Origin of the sequence: Cognataquiflexum aquatile (genome assembly GCF_003316845.1) — a bacterium.
Taxonomy (GTDB): Bacteria; Bacteroidota; Bacteroidia; order Cytophagales; family Cyclobacteriaceae; genus Cognataquiflexum; species Cognataquiflexum aquatile.
This window is the reverse complement of record NZ_QMIK01000001.1, coordinates 1,029,747-1,055,051: the sequence shown is the minus strand read 5'-3', so window position 1 is coordinate 1,055,051 and position 25,305 is coordinate 1,029,747. Positions and strand designations below refer to the sequence as shown.

Below are 25,305 nucleotides of genomic sequence, written 5' to 3'. Positions count from 1 at the left end.
CTTCTGACTTCCGTCTTCCGTCTCGATTGGTGTAGAAAATTAGGTTACTAGCAAAGAAGCAGGTAACCAAAATAATTATTAAGATACTTTAACAATCACCAAAACCCACTGATATAAAAAACAGTTTTTTTTGCTAATTGCTTACCTTACATTTTACCCAAATTTTGAAAAACATGAAGAATCAAAAGTGGTGGCTATTTTGCTTATGTTACCTTTTCATAGTTCCGATTTTTGCACAGTCAAATCCTTCTTCTAAACTTTACCATAAACTGCTCAGATTTCAGGAGACCAAGCGCATATTGTTTGTCGCAGCCCATCCCGATGATGAGAATACGAGATTGATTGCTTACCTGGCCAATGCCGAGCATGCTGAAGTCGCTTACCTTTCCCTGACAAGGGGAGATGGCGGGCAAAATCTGATAGGAAGCGAATTGGGTATAGAACTTGGCTTGATCCGGACTCAGGAACTTCTGAGAGCAAGGGAAACTGACGGTGGCAGACAATTTTTTACCAGAGCTTTGGACTTTGGATTCAGTAAAAACCCCGACGAGACTTTCAACAATTGGGACAAAAAGAAACTCCTTTCAGATGTGGTTTGGATTATCCGGAAGTACCAGCCTGATGTAATTCTCAATAGGTTCAACACCATTCCCGGTACCACGCACGGTCACCATACCAGTTCAGCCATGCTTTCTGTGGAGGCATTTGAACTGGCTGCAGACAAGAATGCATTTCCCGAGCAACTCAAATACGTCTCTGTGTGGCAGCCCAAAAGTGTCTTTTGGAATGCATACAATTGGGGAGGACAATACGAACCGGAAGAAGGAAAGACCTACCATAAGTTTTTGGTGGGAGAATACAATCCTTTGTTGGGGACAACCTATTCCAAAATTGCCGCTGACAGTAGGACGATGCACAAATCCCAAGGCTTCGGTTCTACCTCCCAGATTGGACAAGGCAATGACTTTATTGAGTTAATCAAAGGTTTCCCATTTAAATCCCACCCTTTTGAAGGAATAGAAAGCCGATGGAAAGAACTTCCAAACGGGGCAGAAATCACAAAGTCCATTGAAGCCGTGCTTTCTTCCTTTGACTTTATCCAACCTGAAAATAACCTGGAAGGCTTGCTGAAAATCAAGGCTTTGCTAGATACCCAAAATTCCTCGGCCCTTTGGCTAACAGAAAAAAAAGGACAGCTTGACGGGTTGATTTTGGAAGTGCTTGGAATCAAGGCGGAATTCAACATCAAGAAAGAAATCGGCTATCCCGGAGAAAAGATAAATGCTGAATTTGTCTTCAACAACCCAGCCCAAAGTGTCGTGAAAGTACAATCCTTTGACGGTGCACTTTTCAAAACCCAAATCGGCAAAGAGCTAAACGGCAATATTCCGCTAACCCTTCCTGTTGAAATCCAGATCCCACAAGACTACCCTGTTTCACAGCCATTTTGGTTAGAAAAACCTTTAGATGGGGCGTTGTTTAACATCACAGAACCTGAGAAGATCGGAAAACCCAACAACAGCCCCGGTATCCATGGGGTAGTAACACTGGAAATCGGATCACAAAAAATCAAGATGGAGCTTCCTCTCCAATACAAATACAATGATCAGGTAGACGGCGAGATCAAGCAACCATTTACTTTGGTACCTGAGGTCAATGTTCATCTGGACAAAGCCAATCTCTTTTTGGTGGATGGCGCAGAACACAATCTCCATGTGGAAGTAAGTTTTAGGAATAAAATACTGGATGGTGACCTGATGCTGAAGGGCTTGGCATCAAACCAATACCGTATCGTCAGTGCAGACAAGGATGATAGGAGAAAAAGGACACTCTATACGATTGATATCATAGATTCTGACCAAGAGAAAAAGCAGGTTTTGGTCACCTTCCGAAGCAAAGACGGCAGGGAATTCAACTTGGACACCAAGCGGATCTCCTACAAACATATTCCTAACCTCACGTATTTTACAAGTACTTCCTTTGGGCTTGTCAAAACCGATATAAAAGTATCCGGTCAAAAGATCGGTTATATCAACGGTGCCGGTGATGATGTGGCTGAAGTACTGAAAAATCTTGGCTATCAGGTGAGCATTTTGGAGGATTCTGATATTCAAAAAGACAGGCTAAAGGCATTTTCCACAGTTATCGTTGGCATCAGGGCATTCAACGTCAATCAGGCACTCGCTTCCAATGTCGATCAGTTGATGGAATATGTGAAAGAAGGAGGAAATGTAATCGTCCAATACAATACCGGTTCTCCTTTGCTGACCAAAGACCTTGGTCCCTATCCTTTTGCGATATCGAGAGAAAGGGTCACGGTGGAAAATTCACCGATTCAGGTAGATTATTCCCATCCGATTTTGGCAGGGCCTAATAAAATCACCGCTAAGGATTTTGAAGGATGGGTGCAGGAAAGAGGACTCTACTTCACCGCCAATTGGGATCCAAATTACAGTGCGCCGATTGCTTTTCAGGATCCGGGAGAGGAGTTCTTCCATGGTTCCCTGATCCACACCAAATACGGGGCGGGGACTTACACCTATTCAGGGATTTCCTGGTTCCGTCAGCTTCCGGCAGGCGTGCCCGGTGCAGTCAAACTATTCGTCAACTTGATCGAGCAGGGCAAATGAAAGATAATATCAACTGGAATAATTGGTACTTGGGTCTGATGCTGACATTGGGCGGATTGATCCTGTTTTTTTACTGGCTAACCCATCACTTCGCATGAGTGCTTTAGACTGGATTGTACTATTCGGTACCCTTATTACCATCGCCGCTTATGGCGTGTACAAAACCTACAAGGTCAATGACATGGATGGCTATATCCGTGGCAGCGGTGACATGAACTGGTGGACCATCGGTCTTTCCATCATGGCGACGCAGGCTTCTGCGATTACTTTTCTCAGCACACCCGGACAGGCCTATGAGGACGGGATGCGGTTTATCCAGTTTTACTTCGGATTGCCATTGGCGATGATCATCCTTTCGGTCACTTTCCTTCCGATTTATTACAAACTGAAAGTTTATACCGCCTATGAGTTTTTGGAGACAAGGTTTGACCTGAAGACAAGGACCTTGGCAGCTTTTCTTTTCTTGGTTCAAAGAGGTTTGGCGGCAGGGATTACGATCTATGCCCCGGCGATTATCCTTTCCACATTATTGAATTGGAACCTTACTTTTACAAATATTTTTATCGGGCTGATTGTAATTGTCTATACCGTATCAGGCGGTACCAAGGCTGTGGCGATTACCCAAAAACAACAAATGGCGGTGATGATGGGAGGGATGCTATTGGCAGGAATCCTGGTGATCTACATGCTTCCGGTGAAGTTTACCGACGCCCTTCATGTGGCAGGCAAAATGGAAAAACTCAATGTGGTCAATTTTGAGTTTGACTGGGCTGACCGCTATAACTTCTGGTCAGGGATGACTGCGGCGCTGTTTCTCTTTCTCTCCTACTTTGGGACAGACCAATCTCAGGTGCAGCGCTACCTTTCTGGCAGTTCGCTGACGCAAAGCAGGATGGGCCTGATGATGAATGGCCTGCTGAAAGTACCGATGCAGTTTATCATCCTCTTTATCGGCGTAATGGTGTTTGTGTTTTACCAATTCTTCCAACCTCCCGTTGTGTTTAACAAACAGCAGACAGAGCAATTGGAAAACAGTGCCCTGAAGGAAGATTACAGGTTTTTGCAGGATGAGTTTACGGAGGTTTTTCAGGAGAAAAATAAGGACATCCAAGACCTTCTGAAAGCCGTGGAGGCAGAAGACGAAGCCGGTATCGCCATGGCGAAGGACGGCATCCAAAAGAAAAGCCAATACCAGGAAACCATCCGAAATGAAGTAAAAGACCTGATTGTCAGGAACGACGCGGCTGCTGTAACGCGGGACACCGATTATATCTTTATGCGGTTTGTGATGGATTACCTGCCTAAGGGCATTATCGGGTTGCTTTTTGCGGTGATCTTCAGTGCGGCGATGTCCTCGTCTGCTTCGGAGTTCAACTCCCTAGGTACCACCACGACCATCGACATGTACAAGCGCTCTATTGTGAAGAATGCGAGTCAATACCATTATATGGTTTCTTCCAAGTGGTTTACGGCGATTTGGGGCGGGTTTGCGATCCTATTTGCGATTTATGCTTCCCTGTTTGAAAACCTGATTCAAGCCGTCAACCTGCTCGGTTCGCTCTTTTACGGGACGATTTTGGGGATCTTCCTTGTCGGTTTTTATATGAAATGGGTCAAGGGTCACGCGGTATTTATTGCTGCTTTTATTTCACAGGCCTTGATCCTCTTGATCCACTGGAAAAACGGTGACTCGCTTTTTGGTATCCCGATCGACATCGGATTTCTTTGGTACAATGCGATAGGCTGCTTTTTTGTGATGGGATTTGCGGCGGTACTGCAGGTGTTTTTAGGGAGAAAATAGTATGAGGTAAATGGTAAGTGGCAGAGGGTGATAGGTGAAAAGTATTAAGTGTCAAGAGCCAAGTATCAAGAAATTTGTAATGGATGAAATCAGGTAAGGGTTTAGAGGAATCCTTCCTTTGTCAGAGAATATTCACCATTTTTAACTGAACTTCATGGTAATCGGGGAAGCTAAAATTGAAGACATCAAACAAATCCAGATAGTCAGAAATTCTGTCAATGAAAATAAGCTATCACCCCCTTCAAAAGTGACAGATAAAGACTGTGCGGAGTATTTGCAGGAAAGAGGGAAGGGTTGGGTTTCTGTAATTGGCCATCAGATTGTGGGTTTTTTCAATCGTAGATTTAAAGGAAAACAATATTTGGGCTTTGTTTTTACATCCTGATTTTGAAAAGAGGGGAATTGGAAAACAATTACATGACATTATGCTTGACTGGTACTTTACCCAAACCAAACATAAAGTATGGTTGGGGACTTCACCCAAAACAAGGGCAGAAACTTTTTATCGAAAATCAGGGTGGTCAGAGGTTGGAATTCACGGGAATGATGAAATCAAATTCGAAATGACTTTTGAGTCTTGGGAGAAATTGCAGGTAAAACCAAAAGAACCGGAAATCCAGGCCGAAGTGGTGGGCTGCAAGATTAGCTCACAAAAAGAAAAGAGTATATAGGTAAATGGGGTAAGATGGTGAAGGAAATAGAAAATCAATAAACTGAAATCCAATGAAAACAACTCCCGAACACGATGAGCGAGTGGCAAAGATGACCTTTGCTTCGGTATTTCCTCACTATATCACAAAAGTGGAGCGCAAAGGCAGGACAATGGAAGAACTGTTTCAGGTTATCGAGTGGCTGACGGGTTTTGATGAAGGTCAACTCCAGAAACTGATTACCGAGAAAGTAAGCTTTGAAACGTTCTTTGAGAAGGCCACTTTGAACCCCAATGCAGCACTTATCACCGGCGTAATCTGCGGTTACCGGATTGAAGAAATTGAAAATCCCGTCACCCGACAGGTCAGGTATATGGATAAGTTGGTCGATGAATTGGCCAATGGGAAAAAGATGGAAAAGATTTTGCGGGTTGGGTGAGGAGTTCCAATTCCACATTTACTTAAACCAGCCTTTTACTTTTTCTATCCACATGGAGGTTTTTGCAGCTTTTTTTTCATCCCCTGAAATATCGTTGCTGATCAGCATGGCGATGGGTTTCAGCTGTTCAAACTCCTCGCAGATTACTTTGAGGATGGAAGCAAATGGCATAAATAGAATCATGCCTGCCACTCCCCATACCGCAGCTCCGACCAACAAACTCATAATGGCAACTAAAGCGTTGACATTGAGGCTACTGCCGACAATCTTTGGATTGAGAAAGTTGCTTTCAATCACCTGGATTGCCCAAAACCAAATGACCACCGCCACGGGAACCCAAAGAGAATCCGAAGACATAAAAGCGTAAAGTGCCGGGATAACTGCGCCAATGGTGGTGCCGACAAAAGGTACTATGGATAACAATGCTGCTAAAAATCCAAATAGAAAGGGGTTATCAATCCCTATGAGAAGCAACCCGATACTGTTGGCAAAACCCAAAATCAAAATCAAGATAAACATGCCGGAAAGGTATTGTTTTCCCACGCGTTGTATTTTTTGGAGCATCCTAAAGATTCTATCCTGATTTTCTTCCTCCCCAAAAGAGACAAATGCCTTGGTTAAACCATCCCGATAAATCAGAATCAAAAAAGTAAAGATGACGGTGGTAAATATGCCTGTAAATAATGTGGCCGTAGTACTGAAAGTACTTTGTAATAATGTACCGGATGATGATTGAAGCCAACTTTTGCCCTCCTCAATCAATTCTTCCCTGTTCAAATCCTCGATAAAATTGACATTTCCATTTACATAGACAATTACCTCGGATAAGGTGTCCATTATTTTTTCTGTGAATCCTGCTATCTGATCCGAGAAATTCATGACCTGGGTCGAAAATAAAGTTAAAAACCCTCCCAAAATCAGAAACAACATCAGTAAGGAAAGAAAAGCAGCAAACAGCCTATTGACGCCCCAAGCTTCTAATTTTTGAACTACCGGAAATAAAATAAAGGAAACAAGCAAGGCCATACTGAGCGGAATCAAGACGGACCTGCCGATTATCATTACGGCAAAGAGACCGAAAATAAAGGCCAGGATGAAGAATAATTTGGAGAAGGATAGATTCATAGGTTTGTCAATTACATGTCTTTAGCATTAAAAAAATGGCATGGAATTTTTTCCGCCCTTTTAAGCTTGGCCTATTTTGGGAAGCCAATCGAAACAGAAGATCTAAAGGCAAAGGTCGGGATCATTTTGGGCGAAAGAGCAATACAATATCAGTTGTGTTTTACATAATTCGCAGAATAGGGTTATTGGACCCTTCATTTTTGACATGTCATTCACATCTACCTTGTCAGAAATTTTATTGGAGGGAAGGCAATCAAGGAAAAACAGAAAGTTGGTTAAGATTACGCCTACTTGAGTTAACTTGATGCATGGGAACGACAGGACAGAAAGAAGACAAAGAACTTGAAGCCATCAAAAAAGATGAGAAAGTGCAAAGGGCCCTGAGCGAAACCCCCGTTGTTGCACAAAAAGAAGGCCCTGATGTGGTACAAAAAGAAGTGCCCTTTCTAGGAATCACAGCCATTGTTTTTTTGTCCTGTGGGGCCCTTTATTTTCTTTTAGGATGGAAACGGCTGCCTATTTTAGGCTCTTATATTCCGCTTTTGCAAAAATTTTTGTTTGCTGTAATGTTGGTTTCTTTGGTATTGTTTGCGATTAGGCTTTTGAAAAATATTGTTAACCGCAAAATAAAAGATAAATCCAAGGAATTTAATTTCAACCGGATTGCAGACTTGTTTGCAGCTCTCCTCATTCTTGTCATTATTCTTTCCCTTCTTTTTGCAAATTGGTATGCGGCGGCGGTTTCATTTGGAATTATATCCTTGATTCTGGGTTTTGCCTTACAAAATTTGATCACAAGTTTTTTTGGATGGCTTTATATTCTGATCCGAAAACCGTTTGAAGTCGGTGACCGAATTAGGATTGGCAATGTCTTTGGCGATGTTATCAATGTCGGCTATCTGGACACTACTCTTTGGGAATTTCATGGTGATTATTTGTCAGCAGACCATCCAAGCGGACGTATTATCAGATTTGCCAACTCCAAAGTATTCGTTGAATATGTCTACAACTATTCATGGCCTTTGTTTCCTTTTATCTGGAATGAAATGAGCTTCTTCATATCTTATGACAGCGATTTTAAATTTACCAGCGAAACCATCAAGCGTGTGGTTGAAGTTAAGATTGGCGAAGCAATGGTCAGGAGGGTGAAGCGCTTCAAAAAGATTTTGTCAGAAACTCCCGTAGATGAATTGGATGTCAATGAATACCCTACGGTGATTTTGAAGGCACATGTCAATACCTGGATAGAGGTGACAGTGCGGTACCTGGTCGAACCAAAAAATTCCGGCCGTGTGAAAAGGGAACTTTTTGAGGTTGTAATTGAAGAATTAAAGAAAAACCCTGACAAGGTGATTTTCCCTAATTCCAAATTGGCTTGACACTGAAGTGTGTTTTATTGCAATTGAATTCAAATGAGAGTAATTGAAGGGGCAAAGTGGGAAGACCATATTTTTAGTTAAAATAGGGAAACTCTTTCTGTGAAACAGGTAACGGCCTTACATCTTCTCATTTATCTCCTCCATCACTTCCGCAAATAGCGTCGCAGACTTTATCCTGTCTTCAATGGCATACATGGTCGAGGTGGCGATGATTTCATCGACTTGGGTTTGCGCCAAAAATTCCTTTGCCTGTTTCTTTACGGTTTCCTTACTGCCTACAAAGGAATATTTCAGCATCTGTTGCAGTGAAGGATGCTGCACCATTTCTTTCAAATCCCTTGTCATTGCTGTCGGTGCCTGTAAGCCGTCTCTCGATCCGGTCAAAATACTGAAAAACATCCTGATCAGGGTAGTATATAATCTTTCAGCCTCTTCGTCCGTATCAGCCACAAATACATTGACACCCGCCAAGGTGTATGGTTGGGATAAAAACTCCGAAGGTTGAAATTCCTGATGGTAGATACCCAAAGCCTGCAACAGATAGGTGGATGCGAAGTGGCTGGCAAAGGCATAGGGCAATCCTTTTTTTGCTGACAAATGGGCACTGTCTGTACTCGATCCCAAGATATACAGCGGCACATCAGTACCTTCCGCTATGGTCGCCCTTACTTTGGCGCTTTTGTTTTGGGCCGAAAAGTAATTCTGGATCTTTTCTACTTCATTTGGAAAGGACTGTGCAGCCTGCATGAAATCCGACCGGATGGCTTGTGCCGTCAGAGAATCCGTACCGGGAGCCCTGCCAAGACCCAAGTCGATGCGGTTAGGATAGAGATGGGCGAGGGTTCCAAACTGCTCTGCGATAATCAAGGGAGAGTGATTGGGCAGCATGATGCCTCCCGAACCAACCCTGATGGTCTTGGTGTTTTCGGCCACGTAACCGATCAGGAGGGAAGTAGCGCTGCTGCCGATATGCTCGGAATTATGGTGCTCGGCAAACCAATACCGCTTGTAACCCAAAGATTCTGCGGCTTGGGCTAAAGCTAGGGAGTTGTGGAGGGTTTGTTTTATGGTACCACCCTGCGGCACAATGGCAAGTTCTAAGATGGAGTAGGATATATTTTTATTGGACATGATTCGATTCGGTAATTAAGCGTTATTCTTGACTTGGATGAATTTTCTAGCCAATTAGATATTAATAGATACTAGATATTCATTGATATTACTTAAAAATCAACCCTTATCTAAGCGATTGACTTCTGCTGACATCAACAGTTAAGCTCTTCAAATAGGTTCGTATGGTGGCCATTATGGGAAAAGAATTTAGGGAAGAACCGAAAAGTAATTTGGTCAAATTGGATATTTAGGGAATTAGTTTTATGTTTAGATAATGAGAAAATAGGCGCCCCAGTAGCGTAAAGCAAACCGTTAGGGAATACGCAAAAAAACAAGGAGACTTTTCTAGAGGTAGCTAAATTCAGAAAAAGGTAAACAAGCAAATGATTGAAAAAAGTAATTCAAAGCCAGAATCAGCTTTGTTTAATGAAATAAGTAATCTTATTGAGCAAAGCCATTCCAGGGCAATATCTCAAGTAAACAGTGCAATGACCTTACTTTATTGGCAAGTAGGAAAGCGGATTAATGATTTCATTTTGGAGCATAAACGTGCCGAATATGGAAGGATAATTGTCGTTACACTGTCACGACAATTAGAAGAGCGTTTCGGTCGGAATTTTGAAGAAAAGAATTTACGGAGAATGCTTTAATTTTCAGATGTTTTTCCAGACCCTGAAATAGTCGTTACGCTGTCACGACATTTAAGCTGGTCGCATTTTTTAGTTTTAATACCATTAAAATCAAATGAAAAAATAAACTTTTATTCCCATCGGGCAATAGAAGAACAATTGGGGGTTAGAGGTCTTTGAAAGCAAATTGAACAAAAAACATACGAAAGAAAAGAAATAGCTAATATACAACTGCCAGATAAGGGGCACCATCTTTCTGATAAGTTTAAAGATCCTTATCTACTTGACTTTTTAAATCTACCTTATGGTTATCTAGAAAATGACCTAGAAACTGCCATATTGAAAGAACTTGAAAAATTCATTCTAGAGATTGGGAAAGGATTTGCATTTATAGAGCGACAAAAAAGAATGATAGTTGATGGGGAAGATTATTATTTGGATCTTCTGTTTTATCATCGAAAGTTGAAAAGATTGGTAGCTATTGAGTTAAAAATCGGGAAATTTCAAGCTAAGCATAAAGGACAGATGGAATTGTACCTGAAATGGTTAAATAAAAATGAAAGACAGGAAGGTGAAAATTCTCCAGTCGGATTAATTCTCTGTGCAGAGACAAGTAAAGAACAGGTGGAACTTCTGGAAATGCATAAAGATGGAATTATGGTTGCCGAATATTTAACTGAATTGCCCTCTAAAAATGAATTAGAAAAAAAATTACATAAAGCATACATAGAAGCAAAGGAAGTTTTAGAGAAACGCAAACTTCTTTGATACAAAAAAAGAATGTACAAAGCCCTAAGATCACTTTGAATCCATTGGGCAGTTCCGAATAATTATGAAAATTAGTATATTTTTAAGAAGTTAGGAATAGGCTTGAAGAATACGTGTCTGAATGCTCGCAGTCTCGAAGCTGAATCAGGTTAGTGCCAAGCATATTAACGACCCTGCAAACAAAACGCAAATGAATATTTTACAGAAATTAGTAAGACAAATAATTAAGAAATCATTCAATTTTTCAGTTTGGACAATCGAACAATTTCACGACAAAAATTATTATGCCGACCAAGTAGAAAATTTAAGAAAATATCCGATAGGTACATTAGGACACGACATTGCTAAATGCCTTGACGACAATAAACTTGGACTTGTTCCTCAATATGAAAGTCACGACCTAAAACACGTTTTGCTCGACTATAAAATGACACCTGTCGACGAAATTAGAATGCAAGCGTTTATGTTAGGAAATGGAAATTATACAATTCCTTGTTTCGCTATTCTGACGTTTGGAGCAATCCTGTTGCCAGACGAGTGGTCGACATTTTACAATGATTTTAAAAGGGGACAAAAATCCAAACCTATTTCAAGTTGGACAATTGAAAAATATGCTGACTTTCAAACACAAACTTTAAGAAGACAAGTAATTGAAACGAGAATTGAAAAACATAAAAAATTTACAATGAAAACAATTACTAAATATGGAGCATTGACTTCAATTTTTGCGGGAATATCTGGAATGCTGTTTTGCTTACCATTTCTTTTTTCCTCAAACATTTCGGACTTAGTTGGAGCAGGGTTTCCTTTTGTTGCTGGAGCAATATTGACAGTAGGCGGACTATTTACACTTTCAAATTTAACAAGCCAATCACCTAAATATGCTTAGTGATCAACAGAAAATGCTGGCCACTAACAGGCGTTTGAAAAAAAAGCGGATTTGTCTCGTCTAATAAAGTTTAGAGCTGAAAAACACCACCTTCGCAAAGCTGCAAAACTATATAGCCAATAATTGAGAACCGACAATGAAACAAATAATCCTTTTTTTATCGACAGTTTTGCTTTTGTCCTGCAATTCAGAAAGAACTCAAAAAAATGAGACGACAGACAAGGAAATAGGCAATGTTGAAATGAAAACCGCAGAAATCAAAAGCGACACTTCATTCTTGGACTTTTTTGAAAAATTTATGTGGGACAAAGAATTTTAACAATCCAGAGTTATTTTTCCAATTCAACTAAAAGACAATGATATTAAGACTTCTGAAGAATGGAGACATTTAACATTCTATACTCAAAATGAATTTATTCCAACTTTGACTTCAGACACGCTCAGCATTTTTGACAAAGAAGTAAAACTTGAATATACAAAAATGTTTATAGTAGATTTCAAAAAGGAAATTGCAGAATCATTTGCATTTGAAAAAGTAAATAAGAATTGGTATTTGAAAAATTCTATGAAAACGACTTTTGCAAATTTGCCAGACCTTGACTTTATTAATTTCTTGACGAAATTTTCTAAAGATTCAATTTTTCAAATTAACAGCATTTCTTTCCCAATAACAGTATTATTTGCTGACTCAGACAACGACTATGAAACAGCAACAAAAACAATTAAACTAGAAGACTGGAAACATTGGAAATTAACAAACTACATAAATCAACTTTTGCTATTAACAGACATTCAAAAAGACAACAAATATAGAAACATATTTTTTCAAGGAGTTGAAAACGGAATTTGGTTGAAATATACATTTGAAAGAATAAACGGAAATTGGAAATTAATTAAACTTGAAGACTACTCTACATAGAAAAATTTCTGGCTATAACAGGAGTTTGGCAAAAAAGCGAGTTCAGTGCTTATCTGAAGCTTTGTGCTTCGAATCAAGTTCAGTGTTGGCAGAAAGTTTAGAGCTTCGAAATCGCCAACTTCTTGTAGCTGCCAAACGATAAATGAAGAAATTGACCTTCAGGACCTGGTCAAAAGATCAAAGCAACTTTTGTATTTAATGGATGGCCTCGGTTTCAGTAATTTGGCCTTCCGGTGTGCAGAATCGTGAAAATTGAGTATTTTGGTATTTGTGAAAATTGCGTGCTGGGCGACAAAGTTTTTGAAGTCCTGTGCGTCAAACCCTAAATGCAAGAACGAGTGAGGACCGGATACTCAGTAGAATTCTGTCACCTCATTTTTTCAACCAATGCCAATTGATTTCTTCAAATTTTACCTCCAACAAACTCCCCTTTATGAAAAAGTTTTTTATGCTTTCGATGTTAATTTCCGCAATATGTTTTGGTTCCAATGCCCAAGAAGATCCCTACAAGTGGTTGGAGGAGGTGGAGGGTGACCGGGCTCTTGAATTTGTAAAAAAGCAAAACATGATCACGGAAGGCAGGCTTGCCAACCAAAAAGCGTATCAGGAAATTTATGCCAAAAGTCTCGAGATCTATAATTCCCCTGATAAAATAGCCTATCCCACCGTCAACGGGGATTTTATCTATAACTTCTGGCAGGACAAAGAGCATGTAAGGGGGATTTGGAGAAGGGCCTCCAAGCAAAACTATGAATCAGGCAGCCCCGATTGGGAGGTTCTGTTGGATTTGGATGAAATGTCCAAAAAGGATAATGCCCAATGGGTTTTTAAAGGAGCATCAGGCCTGCACCCAACCTATGATTTGTTCCTCGTCAATCTGTCAAAAGGAGGCGGAGACGCGGTTGAGATTAGAGAATTTGATGTTAACAGAAAGGCCTTTGTCGAAGGCGGGTTTTTAATCGAAGAGTCCAAGGGTGGTGCCAGTTTTCTTGATAGAAATACGGTGATTGTGTCTACAGATTTTGGAGACAACACCATGACGACTTCCGGGTATCCGAGACAGGCTAGGATTTGGAAAAGAGGAACTCCGGTTCAGGCGGCCAAATTGGTCTATGAGGCCGAAAAAACAGACATGGGTTCTTGGGGCGGGCAGCTGAGGGACGGTGCGGAGAGTTATACCCTGATCACAAAATACATTACGATTTTTACATCCCATACCAATATTTGGATAAATGACCGTCTTGTCAAGTTGGATATCCCTGTGGATGCTGCAGTTTCAGGTTTGTTAAACAACCAACTGGTGTTGAATCTGAAATCAGATTGGAAAGTCAATGGCATGAATTACCCTCAGGGGACTTTGGTCAGTCTGGATTTCAAAGAATTGATCAAAGGGCAAAAAGAGATTCAAGTGATTCTGCAACCGGATGCGCTTACAAGTGTGCAGGAGGTGAGTTCAACGAAATCCAAACTGTTGGTGAATCTACTGACCAACGTCAAGAGCGAATTGTACATCTATTCTTTTGACAACGGGAAATGGGCAAGTGAAAAAGTCGATGCTCCTGATTTTGGGACGATTGGCCTTGCCGCCACTGACGAACTTTCGGATGAGTACTATTTTACCTTTACCAATTTCCTCACGCCTACCACCTTGTTTATCGCCAATGCCGGAGACAATACCTTTGAGGCCTTTAAATCTTTGCCTGCCTATTTTGACGGAAGTAAATACCAAGTGCAACAATTCCAAGCAAAGTCAAAAGATGGAACTATGGTCCCTTATTTTGTGGTATCATCAAAATCAACCAAGCTTGATGGCAAAAACCCGACTTTGCTTTATGCTTACGGGGGATTTGAGGTGTCTGAAGTTCCCAATTATTCAGCTACCACTGGAACAGCGTGGTTGGAAAATGGGGGCGTGTATGTCCTTGCCAACATCCGTGGAGGAGGGGAATTTGGTCCAAAATGGCATCAGGCAGGATTAAAGGAAAAAAGACAAAATGTTTATGATGACTTTCACGCTGTAGCTGAAGACCTTATTTCAAGGAAAATCACCTCCAATAAAAACCTGGGAATATTTGGTGGGAGCAATGGCGGCTTGCTTGTCGGGGTTGCCTTTACGCAGCGCCCGGACTTGTATCAAGCCGTCGTCTGTGCGGTCCCTTTGTTGGACATGCAGCGTTACAACCAATTGCTGGCAGGAGCAAGTTGGATGGGAGAATATGGAGACCCTGACAAGCCCGAAGAATGGGCATTTATCAAAAAATACTCCCCTTATCATAACCTGAAGGAAGGTGTCGCCTATCCTGAAGTTTACTTTTTCACTTCCACCAAGGATGACCGTGTCCATCCTGGACATGCCCGAAAGATGGCTGCAAAAATGATGGACATGGGCTATCCGGTTTTGTATTATGAAAATATGGAAGGCGGTCATGCAGGTTCTTCCACCAATGAACAGCGGGCAAAATCCACAGCATTGATGTTTTCTTATTTGTTGATGAAGTTGCGGTAAGATGGAAATATGGGAGGTGGTTGGATTTGAAAATTGAGGACCACTTCGAAGGAAGTGCAGTAATCCATTTCATAGAAAATGAAAAGTAAAATTTTGAATTTGCTTTTGGTGATCACTTCCCTTTTCGGCTATTTGGAATGGGGAAAGGATAACCATACTTTCCTGTTTCAAGCCGAAGGAGAGGTATTCAGCCAATTCTTTACCAATCCAGGTTCCGTCATTCATCCTTTTGTATTATTGCCGATACTTGGTCAGGTGATACTTGTATCGACCCTATTTCAGACCAAGCCAAACAAAATCCTGACGTATATCGGAATAGCTTGTCTTGGTTTGTTATTGGGATTGATGTTTTTTATAGGTATTTGGGATTTGCATTGGAAGATCCTGTTTTCCACTCTGCCGTTTTTTGTGACCGTATTTTTGGTGATCAGGAATTTTAGGAAAGGAGAGGGATTTAAATGAAAAAATGATGAAGCCAAAATCAGAAATGCCATGAAACTCATTGCCATTAGTGAAAATCCTGAGGAAAATGACTCCTTTTTAGATAACCCCTCAGCCAAAGGAGCGGTGGAAATGACCATAGAATTTTATAAATCTGTGGGCTATGAACCGCCTTGGATTGGATATCTGGTGGAGGAAGAAGGCAATTTGGTGGGCTTTGCCGGATTTAAAGGTCCACCAAAAGATGGCACCATAGAGATTGCCTATGCCACCGAGGAGATTTTTAGAAATCAGGGTAAGGGTACAGGGATTTGCAGGCTTTTGGTGAAGATGGCCCAAACGACAGATCCAAATGTCAAAATCACTGCGAGGACACTTCCTGAAAGTAATTTTTCCACCAAAATCCTGGGCAAGAATGGATTTGTTTTCTCCGGAGCCATCACAGACCCGGAGGACGGGGAGGTATGGGAATGGGTTTATAAGGGGACATAGCTGAATTAAGTCGCCCCTTATTTTTTAACCATAAACTTCAGGTTCTGGATTCCATGGAGAGAAGTCAATCTCACGAGGTAAACCCCGTTGGCAAACTCATTGACATCTATAGAAATCATGTTTCCGCTGGTTGGAATATCATTCAGAGTCCGAAGGACGGTTCCCTTTGAGTCCAAAATCTCTATATACTTAAGCTCAGGATCAATCATTTTAGGAAAGGCAATATGGATTATCCCTTGGCTTGGGTTGGGGTAGATGGTAATGGCTTCCTTATTTTCTGGGCTAGATAAAATGATGTCCACCCGGACCGTTGCCGTTCCGGTGCATTCGTTTCCATGCATATCTATCACAGTCAGTGTGACTTCATTATCGCCATTGTCTTCTCTGCCAAAAGTGGACTTTGAAAGACTCATGCTTTCGATTTTGCAATTGTCAAAAGAACCATCATCAATGTCTTCCGGTTTGAGCGTCCCGTTACCCTCTTCGTCGAGCATGAGGATAAAGTTTTTGGTTTTGACTGTGGGTAAAATCTTTTCCCTTACGGTAATGGTGACTTTTTCAGTGGATTCGTTACCATTGATGTCAATTGCTTTGAAGGTGATTTGATTTGCGCCTACGTCGTTACAGTTAAATTCAGATTTTGACAAACTCAATTCGCCGATACCCTTATTGTCAGTCGTCCCGGTGTTTACATCTTCCACAGAGATTTTAGCTAAACCTGACTCATCTAGATTCACAGTCAGGTTTTTTACCCTAATTACAGGAGGTTCGGTATCACTGCTGTTTACCTTAATATATTCGGTTCTGATGGTAGTGGAAGTTCCTACAGCATTGGTGACGGTCAGGGAAACCTGATAAAGGCCTCTGGTGGGAAATGTGATGGTGGGATTTTGAAGGTTGCTGGTTTGGGGATTTCCTCCTTCAAATGTCCAAGCCCATTCGGTCGGAGATTCGTTGCTGAAGTCAAAAAACCTCACCTGCTGACCATCCATTATTTCAAGTTTATCTGCCCCAAAAAATGCAACAGGCCTTTGCAAAGGTGCGGAAGCTGTCAGGCTTTCTATTTTATTGTTGAGTTCATTGGTACAAACGGTGCAAAAATTCCTTCCCAGAAACCTCATTTTACAATTTTGATGTGGTCTAAACCAAGTAGGGGATTCTTCATGGGGGTATATTCCGATACCATTTTGATTCAAGAAATTTTTCCATCTATTGGATACTGGATTACTGTCTTTGGTCATATTTGATGTTTCCCTTGCAAATTGACTTCCAGCCCAATATTCATCTGCCAACCTCGTAAAGGAATGCCCGAGTTCATGGATCATGATTTCGACAGAGGATGGATGTGTAGAAAAAGTAGCAAAAGTACCTCCACCTCCGCCATATCGGTCATCATTGACGATGATTAATCCGATATCAAAGAAGGGGGCATTGCTGTTCAGAACTCCATAAATACGATTCAGTTTCGTTGGATACAGCAACCTTTCGATGTTGTTGGTATTGAATGAACTTCCAAAGTAATTGTCTATGGGTGCGCTTGGAGTGTTGGCCGCACCTGAAACATTGGAGACGACTTTGATGGCATAGACATTGATTTTGGTAGTGTAGTTTCTCCAAGGACTTTGGAGAAGCATGCCTGCGATATTTTTTTTGACATCTTCGATGAATTTTTCCTGCTGCGACAAGGTATACCCATCTCCCATAACGACCAAATTGACCATTTGGTCAGGAGAACCATTGTAGCGGATGGTTTCCATCCCAAAGTTTTGGGCAAAAACTCCTTGTCCAATGAGGATAAGGGTAAAAAAAGTCGCGGTCAGTTTAAAGATGTTCATCATTGGATTGATGGTTTGGTGTAGTAAAAAAGTTTCAACAATTTCCATTTTTCATCCTCCAACCTTTCTACCTTGATTTGTTGAAGGCACTTATTCCATTGAAGCCTGACAAAAAAATCAGCTTCCTCCAAATCCACTGCTTCTGCAGTCATTTTTCCCGAGTCATCATCGCTCACGTATTCCACTTTTTTTAGCAATGGGTTGGCGACAATAATTTCCTGACAGATAGACCCATCCTGATCCAAAAAAGTCAGCTTCAAGTCCCTGTCATAAGCCGTAGTGGACCGTTCCTCGCTGCCTTTGTACACACCAACATTGGAATAGGATTCTGATATCGCCACGGAATCTTTCTGGTTGATATAAAACACCATCAACAGGATTTCAGGATTGGTATTGGGGTCCTCCATGACTTCACTTTGAGATTCATTGCTATTGGTAGGTTGGGTACTTTTGCACGCAAGGTGAAAAAGCAAAAATAAAAAGAGGTATAAGATTGAAAACCTACGCATATTTTTACCTTAAAAAACAATAACAATATCCTAATAAAGTCTTAATAATTCAACTGAATATTAAAAAATAATTTATTGATTAGCTGATTTGTTTCTAACCAAAGAATTTAGGCTTAAAGTTTCTGTTTTATTTGACTGTGTCACTTCCCTACTTTCGAATATTCCTTTATCAAAATCTTAAAAAAGAAACCTTTCACATCGCAAATGCTCACATCATAAAATTAAAGCATTTCAAGACCCTACTGCGTTGGTTACGGGATTTGGGATCGCCCATCAGGAATTGGTAGCGGAAGGATACTTCATGGGCTCCTTGGGTTTGGAAGCCGATTTTGGAGATCATAAAATCATAGCTATACCCGATTACCATGCCGTTGTCAAGGTTGATGCCAAACAACAGAATGATCGAATCCTGGTTTGGAAGGTCACGTACACCGGGAATTCCCCTGAAACTCAGTCCCCCAATTACATTGCCGTAGAGCATCTGCACGCCGAGGTCCAATTGCTGAAACGGGTTTTGGTTTTTGTAATTGGCGAGGATAGAGATTTGGTTGTCAAACTTGGATCCAAAATAATTGCTTGTGCCTAAAGGGAAGTTGACCCCTCCATGGAAGCTCCATTTGATGGGGAGGAAGCCGGCTTCATTGTCAGGGAAGAAGCTCAGGGAAGGTCTGTTGACATGGTGTGCGGAGCCACCAAGCCAAAAGTATTCATTGTTGACCAATGCTCCGAAAGAAAGGTCCAAGTACCCGTTTGGTTCAAACTCAGGAATCTGGTCGATCGTATTTTGGTTTACGGTTCGGTTGAAGAGGTCTACCTGATCTCCAAAAACCAGGTTGTCGAGTCGGGCGCTCCGTCTGACCCAAGCGCCCTGACCTCCAAAACGGAAGTTCCATGTATCTGCCACCTGCAGGTTATAGCTGTACAGCAGAGAGACATCGGAGGTATTGATCTGCATGTTGGATTCCTGAAAGCTGTTGACCATGATGCCAAAGCCACTGTTCAGGTCGTAGCTATAATGGTCAAAATAGGCCGAATAGGCATTGAAATCATAATTCAGCCCCGGCCATTGTTTCCTGTAATTGACACCGACACGGCTCAGTTCGGTAGAACCTGTCAGAGCAGGGTTGAGGTTGAGCGGGGAGGCATAAAACTGTGAAAAATGGAAATCCTGTGCCGACCCCTGAAGGAAGGCAAAGAACAAGCAAAGTCCGGTAAGGAATCTTTTTCCCATCATTTCAGCAAGAGGAAGACCTCCGTTTTGGTTTCAATACGTCCATCGACAGTTTCATATTTCAGCCTGTATACATAATTGCCTGGCATCGCAAAATCCCCGGATACTTTCCCGTCCCAACCTTGGGAGTTGATGTCTTCTGTGTAGAAGATGGTTTCGCCCCATTTGTTGAGTATCCAGAATTCAAGTTTGGTGACATTGACAAATTTTGGAAAGAAATAATCGTTGATGCCGTCTCCATTGGGTGAAAATACATTTGGTACCACCAAGAAGTAATCCGTGATTTCGATAGTCTTTTCTATTTCCTGAATACAGCCATATTCATCAATGGCTTGTAGCTTGATGGTATATTTCCCGGGTTTAAGATAGGTGTGGGTGGGGCTGATTTCTGAAGAGCTGTTGCCGTCACCAAAATCCCAGAAGTAGGAGATGATATTGCCTACGGATCTGTTTTGGAAAGTAATTGGAATACCGACGAGGAATGAGCCGTTTTGGTCAATTCCTGAAGATTGGATAGTGGCATCTATCACCACATTGGTATTGTCTACTTCATAGGATTCTCTGTATTCGCAACCGGCACCGTCTCTGATGGTGAGGATGTAAAGTCCCGGTTGTTGGGTAATCATTTTTAATCCATTGTTGGATACTTCACCGCCGGACCATTGGATTGTATATGGAGGCACACCACCGGTAACAGATAAATTGAATTCATCTTTGATTGCCCTTGGTTCACAGACTGTACTGGTATTTCTTACAGTCACTACTTCTATCGGCTCAGGCCTTTTGATAATATAACTGCCTTGCGTCACACAGCCATTTGCATCCCGGACTTCCAAAGAATAGGGACCCGAAGAAAGGTTTGTCAAATTCTGTTGGGTACTTCCATTGCTCCATCTGAAAGTAAATGGCGGTGTTCCGCCGGCGACATTGACCTGAATGCTTCCGCTCTGAGGGTTCTCACAGAGGAGTGCATCCGTCACGGTAGGTTCCAATACCAAAGGATCAGGTTGGATAATCGTAAACTCCCTTCTGATGGGACATATACCAAATTTGGTCAATGTAACCCCGTAGGTACCCGGACTCAGGTTAAATAGGCTTGGCAATTCCTGTCCGTTGTCCCATTTGATATTGAGGCCTTCATTTCCACCTTCGATATTTAAAGTGATGGCTCCATCATTTTTTGCGAAGCAAGTGATTTGTTTGACTTCTGCATTGATTTTGAAAACAGGGGCATCTTCTATGGTGACTGATTCGGTTAGGATACATCCCGCTTGATCCGCCACAGTGACGATATAAATCCCCGGCCCGACATTTTCGAAGGAAGTGCTATTGGATCCAAAATCCCAATCTATCTTGTAAGGGGCCACGCCTCCAATTACGTTCAGGTTGATAGACCCATCGTTTGCTTCATAGCAGGAGATGTCTTCCTTAGTGATTTGTAACTGAAGCCTGACATCAGGTTCAGAGATAATGATGGGACCGGTAGATACCGCGCAATTGTTGTTGTCTACCAAAGTGAGTTCATAGGTTCCGGCAAGAATGTTCTCGAGAATTGGTTGATTGGCAGGGAATGGTTGCCCGTCTTTGGTCCATTTGAATTGATATGCTTCGGATTCTACACCTCCGGAGAAAGCCGTTTCGATCCGTCCGGTATTGTCTCCTGTACAGAAGACATCTGTTTTTTCTACCAGTGATACCTGCAATACTTCCGGTTCTGTGAGGGTATACTCACTGAAAATACTACATCCAAATTCATCCTCGATCAATAATTCATAGGTGCCTGGAATCAGATTTTCGATCGTCTGCGTATCTGCGGTAAAACCTCCGGGACCTGTCCAAGTGAAAGTGAAATTACCGTTTCCTCCTCTCGGAATGATAGAAATCCTTCCGTCATTGGCTCCAAAACAACTGATCCCAAATCCAGAAAAATCCGATACTTCCTCTATCAAGCTGATGGAAGGATTGACGGTGATCTTATAAATCTGAGGGATTCCGGAGCATGAATTCTGGGAACCGGTAAATGCGGTAACCCTGTACTCGACAGTTATCGGGTTCGCTGTCGGATTGGTCAGATTTTGGACCGGAATTTTGTTTCCACTGCCTGAAAGCGTCACTCCTTGTACGCCATTTGCAATTGCGGTCCACGAGAAAGTCGCCGCTGCCACATCACTGGAAATCAAAATTTCTTCACTCGATGTTCCTGTACAGAGCACCTGATCAGGAATTGAAAAAGAGATTCCTGCCGAGGGAAGTACTGTAACTTTCAATGAGAATGGATCTCCGGGGCATTCCCCGAGGAAAGGTGTGATTTGGTAGACCAGATCGAGTGGTCCGTTGGTGGTGTTGGTAAGGGTATTCAGGATGGAGGGACTTGGTTGAGATGAATCAGCTGCACCGTTTATTCCGGGAACCTGATTTACTGTCCAGGTAAAAGTTGACCCCGGTATCAATCCTTTGGGGGTAAAATTTAAAACCGATCCACTACACGTTTCTTTAGATTCATCTTGGTAAACGGGCTCAGGATTGACTTTGATTTTGTAGGCAAGGATCACTTCTTCACAAGCGCCGAGGTCTTCCGCGACGATTTTTGAAAGGAAAACCACCTCAATCGGGGCGTTTGTGGTATTGGTTAGAGTCTGGGAGGGAATCTCGTTTAGCCCGCTTGCTATGACACCTCCGACGCCATTGGACCCAGCGGTCCATTCGACGTCAAAGCCCAAAGGATCAGAAAAGACCGTTACCGGAAGGGAGGTTTCTCCTGAACAGATTTCCTGGTCGGGAATGGAAAATCCAATCACCGGTGCCGGGATGACGGTAACGAGAATTTCATCCGATTCTACACAACCTGTTTCTGTATTTCTGACTGTAACCGTATAATTTGTAGTTTGGTCAGGTTTGATGATGGGGTTTTTTGTATTTGCATTTTGGATAGGTCCTACAGGATCTGCCGTCCATGTATACGAATAGGTTCCCTCCGGACCGGCCTCAACATTCAATGGTATGCTTTCCCCTTTACAGATTTCCCTATCCTCTCCGGCATCCACAGTCGGTAAAGGATTAAGGTCAAATTGGATCGATTGCTGAACCGTTCCGCAGGAATTGGTGACTTCTAAGGTGATGATTTTTACTCCCGGTGTATCATAAGTTATTGTTCCCGGATCCAAAGTATTGGCAGTGGCAGGAATACCTCCTTCAAATGTCCAATTGAAAACTGTAGCTTCTGAGCCACAAAATTTGACATCTGCAATAGGGTTAAGGATCAGTTCACCGCAGGCATCAGGGACATTGGCGATAGATACGACAGGAGGGGCAGCGACTGAAATCACTTCTGAAGCGGTAAATACCCCGCAATTGGTCGTCAGTGTCTGGGTGATCAGGTAATTGCCTGGGCCTGAAAAATTGAATACTGGATTGATGGAATTTGCTGTACTTCCCTCTGCAAACCCCCATGCTCCGACGTTATTGCATTCACCTCCCTGAAAGGCTACAGACCAATTCAAGTAATTTTCAGGTGCCACACATGAACCAAGAATATTCGATGTGTTGGTGGTTTGTACCTGAATCGGACCACATCCTTCCAATTTATCTAACTCAAAGGAAGGAACGGGTTCCGGAATGATACAAATCGTCCTTGTGGTTTCTTCTATCCCGCAGCGGTTGCCGGAAATCAACTTGATGGTATAGATTCCCGGTTCGGTAAACTTTGGCGTCAACACCATCGATCCATTTAACCAGGAATTTGGAACATTGGGATTGGTCAAGGTGCCCAAGGTATTTCCCGGGCTTAGTTCCCAACCGGTAGAAGGGCTTATTTCCCAAACAAATTTGCCGATGTTGGTACATTGCCCGCTATTGCTCGCTTCATTTCCATAGAGGGTCAGGTTTTCAATTTTAAAGAAAGTGTTTTCACAAAACACCGAATCCGTGATACCAATAATGGGTTCGGGTTTTTCTGTCACATAGATGGGGACCACTTGGGCGGACGATTTTGAGCAGGGATTTTCTGCCAAAATGGTAGCAGAAAAAGAATTCGGGAAACCCTGACCTCCTGATTTCCCACAGGATGTTTCCGTAAAAATATGGCTGACGGATGGAGGAGGAGGATGGTTGAAGATCTGTGAAGGAGATCCATCGGAAAAGGTTACTGTATATACAGTACCTTCCGGATTGTTTTCCGTGCCGGTGATAGGGAAAGTCAATGCCTCTCCCGAACAGATGTTGGTATTGCCGGGATTTCCAAAACCAACGGCAGGGTTGGATCCAATAAAAACCCCGATTCTTTTGGTGACGGAGCATCCGTTGTTGCCCACAACTGTGTAGTCTAGGTAGAATACGCCTATCGGATAATCATGTGACACTTCGTCCCATTCTTCTGCCTCAAATGGAGCTGTTCCATCCCCCCATTCGATGGTATAGGATACATTTGTTGCCTTGGTCGAAGAATTGTTGAAAAAAGTAAAGGAGGATTGTTCATTGTCACAAACAATAAAAAACGGCAAGCTGTCAAAATCAGAATCAAACCGGTCGCTGACAACGTTGGTTGAGGGAACCTGATTGAATGTAATGGTTTCGGTTTTTGTGTCGGTGACACCCAAAGAATCGGTCACTGTGAGTTCAACCACGAATGATTGGGTTCCATTTCCCACCGCTTTCTCAAAAAGATGTTCGGGGGATTCCAATGTAGAGCTTTGACCATCACCAAATTTCCAGAGGTAAGTCAATGAAGAACCTGTGGAAAGGTTGGTAAATTGAACAGGGGAAGAAGCGCAGAGATCGTTTTGAACAAAAGTAAAATCTGCCACAGGCTCCGCAAAAGAACTTTTGGAGGCCGTGCTTTTTGGGTAGATAAAATCCAATCCACCCGAAAGTACCAGCATCGCACTTACGCCACTGACCAGAAAAAACAAGGCTAGATAAACGAGGGCGAAGAGCTTTTTAAAGGAAATCATTTATCCAGCAATAAATAAAAATGTACTACGTATACATACTTTTGCGGAATATAATCAATCAAATGCAAAAAATAAATCAACGCCATTGAAATCACCTGAAAATTTATCCAAAGAATCTTTTTCTAAGGGGAAAAACAGGGGAATGGGTTCGGTAAATTTTGAAAGAATTACAAAAACGAAGTATCTGAAGAAGCTTCTTGGGTCATTTTTTCAGCAACATCTTTTCCCAGATACCGGTCGATCAAATAATGGCCCAAATAGAGTAGGGGAGTAAGCAGGATGGCCACGCTGAATTTATAAACATAATTGATGATGGCCACTGAGGCTACCTGTGCCCAGCTCCAGTTACCGAAAACATAAAAAGCGATTCCCAAAACCACAAAGGAATCAATCAGTTGCGATACCAAGGTAGAACCTGTCGCCCTCAGCCAAATCATTTTAGAGCCAGTTATTTTTCGCAGCTTTTGGAAAACGTACACATCTATCAACTGACCCAATAGAAAAGCTGTCAAGGATCCAATGATAATTCCCAAACCTTGTCTGAAGATCATATTGAAGGCATTGTTGATATTGAAGGGATTGCCTTCCGCATCGGGAGTGTTGACTTCCAGCCAAAATGCTGCAGGAGGAAGAACCGTGACTACGGATATCACCAAGAAAATATAGGCTATAAAAAATGCGGTAATGAAGCTGATTTTCCTGACTCCTTTTTTGCCAAAATATTCATTGATGATATCGGTCGTGATGAAAACCACAGGCCAGATGACCGCTCCTGCTGTCAGGTTGAAGTCAAGGATATAGTCTCCGAAGATTTTCCATCCCGCCGGCTCGATTCCCAAGGTCATTTCTCCGGAGAAAATTTTGACGCCTATGATTTCGGCTAAAATGGCATTGGTAAGAAATAAACCGCTCAGGATGATGAACAGGTTGGTTTTTTTTGATTGAAAAGTTTTCTGTTCAATTGCGGTTCCCATAGTGTTGTGGTGAATTTATGGAGCTG

The 25,305-nt window shown here is 42.1% G+C and carries 19 protein-coding genes and 1 pseudogene; 13 read left to right on the top strand and 7 right to left on the bottom strand.

What is annotated here, in order from left to right:
* Nucleotides 1–173 precede the first annotated feature (173 nt).
* The 4 genes from DQW11_RS04280 (at nucleotide 174) to DQW11_RS04265 (ending at nucleotide 5,520) form a co-directional block, all read left to right on the top strand.
* A complete protein-coding gene (locus DQW11_RS04280) occupies nucleotides 174–2,630 on the top strand; it encodes a PIG-L family deacetylase (RefSeq protein ID WP_113922740.1) in 2,457 nt (818 codons plus the stop codon).
* A gap of 94 nt (nucleotides 2,631–2,724) precedes the next feature.
* On the top strand, nucleotides 2,725–4,431 hold the full coding sequence (locus DQW11_RS04275; RefSeq protein ID WP_113922739.1) for a sodium:solute symporter family transporter: 1,707 nt from the start codon (nucleotides 2,725–2,727) through the stop codon (nucleotides 4,429–4,431).
* Between the two features lie 308 nt (nucleotides 4,432–4,739).
* Complete coding sequence (locus DQW11_RS22465) at nucleotides 4,740–5,102, top strand: GNAT family N-acetyltransferase (protein WP_317047865.1); 363 nt, start codon at nucleotides 4,740–4,742, stop codon at nucleotides 5,100–5,102.
* 52 nt (nucleotides 5,103–5,154) lie between these two features.
* Nucleotides 5,155–5,520 (top strand): DUF2200 domain-containing protein, encoded by a 366-nt coding sequence (locus tag DQW11_RS04265; protein WP_113922738.1) that lies wholly within the window; start codon nucleotides 5,155–5,157, stop codon nucleotides 5,518–5,520.
* Nucleotides 5,521–5,538: 18 nt separating this feature from the next.
* Here the strand turns inward: DQW11_RS04265 and DQW11_RS04260 are convergent, their stop codons facing one another.
* On the bottom strand, nucleotides 5,539–6,645 hold the full coding sequence (locus tag DQW11_RS04260; protein ID WP_113922737.1) for an AI-2E family transporter: 1,107 nt from the start codon (nucleotides 6,643–6,645) through the stop codon (nucleotides 5,539–5,541).
* Nucleotides 6,646–6,953: 308 nt separating this feature from the next.
* On the opposite strand from DQW11_RS04260, the gene DQW11_RS04255 reads away from it, so the two are divergent.
* Nucleotides 6,954–8,024, top strand: coding sequence for a mechanosensitive ion channel family protein (locus tag DQW11_RS04255; RefSeq protein ID WP_113922736.1), 1,071 nt, complete (start codon nucleotides 6,954–6,956; stop codon nucleotides 8,022–8,024).
* Nucleotides 8,025–8,141: 117 nt separating this feature from the next.
* Here the strand turns inward: DQW11_RS04255 and DQW11_RS04250 are convergent, their stop codons facing one another.
* Entirely contained in the window at nucleotides 8,142–9,155 is a 1,014-nt protein-coding gene (locus DQW11_RS04250; RefSeq protein WP_113922735.1) for an LLM class flavin-dependent oxidoreductase, read from the bottom strand.
* Between the two features lie 365 nt (nucleotides 9,156–9,520).
* Between DQW11_RS04250 and DQW11_RS22460 the strand changes: the two are divergent.
* From DQW11_RS22460 to DQW11_RS04215, 8 genes and pseudogenes are all read left to right on the top strand, one after another.
* Nucleotides 9,521–9,946, top strand: a pseudogene (locus DQW11_RS22460) (DUF1016 N-terminal domain-containing protein).
* 6 nt (nucleotides 9,947–9,952) lie between these two features.
* Nucleotides 9,953–10,534, top strand: a complete 582-nt coding sequence (locus tag DQW11_RS22345; RefSeq protein WP_198669854.1) for a PDDEXK nuclease domain-containing protein — start codon at nucleotides 9,953–9,955, stop codon at nucleotides 10,532–10,534.
* Between the two features lie 190 nt (nucleotides 10,535–10,724).
* The gene (locus DQW11_RS04240) at nucleotides 10,725–11,423 is read left to right on the top strand and encodes a hypothetical protein (RefSeq protein ID WP_157966029.1); all 699 of its coding nucleotides are present in this window, start codon (nucleotides 10,725–10,727) and stop codon (nucleotides 11,421–11,423) included.
* Between the two features lie 136 nt (nucleotides 11,424–11,559).
* Nucleotides 11,560–11,742, top strand: a complete 183-nt coding sequence (locus DQW11_RS04235) for a hypothetical protein (RefSeq protein ID WP_113922733.1) — start codon at nucleotides 11,560–11,562, stop codon at nucleotides 11,740–11,742.
* Nucleotides 11,743–11,754: 12 nt separating this feature from the next.
* The gene (locus tag DQW11_RS04230; protein ID WP_113922732.1) at nucleotides 11,755–12,342 is read left to right on the top strand and encodes a DUF4348 domain-containing protein; all 588 of its coding nucleotides are present in this window, start codon (nucleotides 11,755–11,757) and stop codon (nucleotides 12,340–12,342) included.
* A gap of 433 nt (nucleotides 12,343–12,775) precedes the next feature.
* Nucleotides 12,776–14,848 (top strand): prolyl oligopeptidase family serine peptidase, encoded by a 2,073-nt coding sequence (locus DQW11_RS04225; protein ID WP_113922731.1) that lies wholly within the window; start codon nucleotides 12,776–12,778, stop codon nucleotides 14,846–14,848.
* A gap of 78 nt (nucleotides 14,849–14,926) precedes the next feature.
* A complete protein-coding gene (locus DQW11_RS04220) occupies nucleotides 14,927–15,310 on the top strand; it encodes a hypothetical protein (RefSeq protein WP_113922730.1) in 384 nt (127 codons plus the stop codon).
* A gap of 30 nt (nucleotides 15,311–15,340) precedes the next feature.
* Nucleotides 15,341–15,781 (top strand): GNAT family N-acetyltransferase, encoded by a 441-nt coding sequence (locus DQW11_RS04215; protein ID WP_113922729.1) that lies wholly within the window; start codon nucleotides 15,341–15,343, stop codon nucleotides 15,779–15,781.
* A 17-nt stretch (nucleotides 15,782–15,798) separates the two neighbouring features.
* On the opposite strand, the gene DQW11_RS04210 is transcribed toward DQW11_RS04215, so the two are convergent.
* The 5 genes from DQW11_RS04210 to DQW11_RS04190 form a co-directional block, all read right to left on the bottom strand.
* Nucleotides 15,799–17,619, bottom strand: coding sequence for a M64 family metallopeptidase (locus tag DQW11_RS04210; RefSeq protein ID WP_198669840.1), 1,821 nt, complete (start codon nucleotides 17,617–17,619; stop codon nucleotides 15,799–15,801).
* Nucleotides 17,616–18,125: a hypothetical protein gene (locus DQW11_RS04205; RefSeq protein WP_113922727.1), complete on the bottom strand. Its 510-nt coding sequence runs from the start codon at nucleotides 18,123–18,125 to the stop codon at nucleotides 17,616–17,618. The genes DQW11_RS04210 and DQW11_RS04205 overlap by 4 nt, the downstream gene beginning before the upstream one ends.
* 208 nt (nucleotides 18,126–18,333) lie before the next feature.
* The gene (locus DQW11_RS04200; RefSeq protein ID WP_113923205.1) at nucleotides 18,334–19,356 is read right to left on the bottom strand and encodes a PorP/SprF family type IX secretion system membrane protein; all 1,023 of its coding nucleotides are present in this window, start codon (nucleotides 19,354–19,356) and stop codon (nucleotides 18,334–18,336) included.
* Complete coding sequence (locus DQW11_RS04195; protein ID WP_113922726.1) at nucleotides 19,356–24,305, bottom strand: PKD domain-containing protein; 4,950 nt, start codon at nucleotides 24,303–24,305, stop codon at nucleotides 19,356–19,358. Before DQW11_RS04195 ends, DQW11_RS04200 begins: the two co-directional genes overlap by 1 nt.
* Nucleotides 24,306–24,472: 167 nt before the next feature.
* The gene (locus tag DQW11_RS04190) at nucleotides 24,473–25,279 is read right to left on the bottom strand and encodes a queuosine precursor transporter (protein ID WP_113922725.1); all 807 of its coding nucleotides are present in this window, start codon (nucleotides 25,277–25,279) and stop codon (nucleotides 24,473–24,475) included.
* Nucleotides 25,280–25,305: the final 26 nt, after the last annotated feature.

What these genes read in the sequence shown, in the direction of transcription:
- DQW11_RS04280 (WP_113922740.1), top strand. Translation starts at nt 174, where the DNA reads ATGAAGAATCAAAAGTGGTGGCTATTTTGCTTATGTTACCTTTTCATA.
- DQW11_RS04275 (WP_113922739.1), top strand. Translation starts at nt 2,725, where the DNA reads ATGAGTGCTTTAGACTGGATTGTACTATTCGGTACCCTTATTACCATC.
- DQW11_RS04265 (WP_113922738.1), top strand. Translation starts at nt 5,155, where the DNA reads ATGAAAACAACTCCCGAACACGATGAGCGAGTGGCAAAGATGACCTTT.
- DQW11_RS04260 (WP_113922737.1), bottom strand. Translation starts at nt 6,645, where the DNA reads ATGAATCTATCCTTCTCCAAATTATTCTTCATCCTGGCCTTTATTTTC.
- DQW11_RS04255 (WP_113922736.1), top strand. Translation starts at nt 6,954, where the DNA reads ATGGGAACGACAGGACAGAAAGAAGACAAAGAACTTGAAGCCATCAAA.
- DQW11_RS04250 (WP_113922735.1), bottom strand. Translation starts at nt 9,155, where the DNA reads ATGTCCAATAAAAATATATCCTACTCCATCTTAGAACTTGCCATTGTG.
- DQW11_RS04240 (WP_157966029.1), top strand. Translation starts at nt 10,725, where the DNA reads ATGAATATTTTACAGAAATTAGTAAGACAAATAATTAAGAAATCATTC.
- DQW11_RS04235 (WP_113922733.1), top strand. Translation starts at nt 11,560, where the DNA reads ATGAAACAAATAATCCTTTTTTTATCGACAGTTTTGCTTTTGTCCTGC.
- DQW11_RS04225 (WP_113922731.1), top strand. Translation starts at nt 12,776, where the DNA reads ATGAAAAAGTTTTTTATGCTTTCGATGTTAATTTCCGCAATATGTTTT.
- DQW11_RS04220 (WP_113922730.1), top strand. Translation starts at nt 14,927, where the DNA reads ATGAAAAGTAAAATTTTGAATTTGCTTTTGGTGATCACTTCCCTTTTC.
- DQW11_RS04215 (WP_113922729.1), top strand. Translation starts at nt 15,341, where the DNA reads ATGAAACTCATTGCCATTAGTGAAAATCCTGAGGAAAATGACTCCTTT.
- DQW11_RS04210 (WP_198669840.1), bottom strand. Translation starts at nt 17,619, where the DNA reads ATGATGAACATCTTTAAACTGACCGCGACTTTTTTTACCCTTATCCTC.
- DQW11_RS04205 (WP_113922727.1), bottom strand. Translation starts at nt 18,125, where the DNA reads ATGCGTAGGTTTTCAATCTTATACCTCTTTTTATTTTTGCTTTTTCAC.
- DQW11_RS04200 (WP_113923205.1), bottom strand. Translation starts at nt 19,356, where the DNA reads ATGGGAAAAAGATTCCTTACCGGACTTTGCTTGTTCTTTGCCTTCCTT.
- DQW11_RS04195 (WP_113922726.1), bottom strand. Translation starts at nt 24,305, where the DNA reads ATGATTTCCTTTAAAAAGCTCTTCGCCCTCGTTTATCTAGCCTTGTTT.
- DQW11_RS04190 (WP_113922725.1), bottom strand. Translation starts at nt 25,279, where the DNA reads ATGGGAACCGCAATTGAACAGAAAACTTTTCAATCAAAAAAAACCAAC.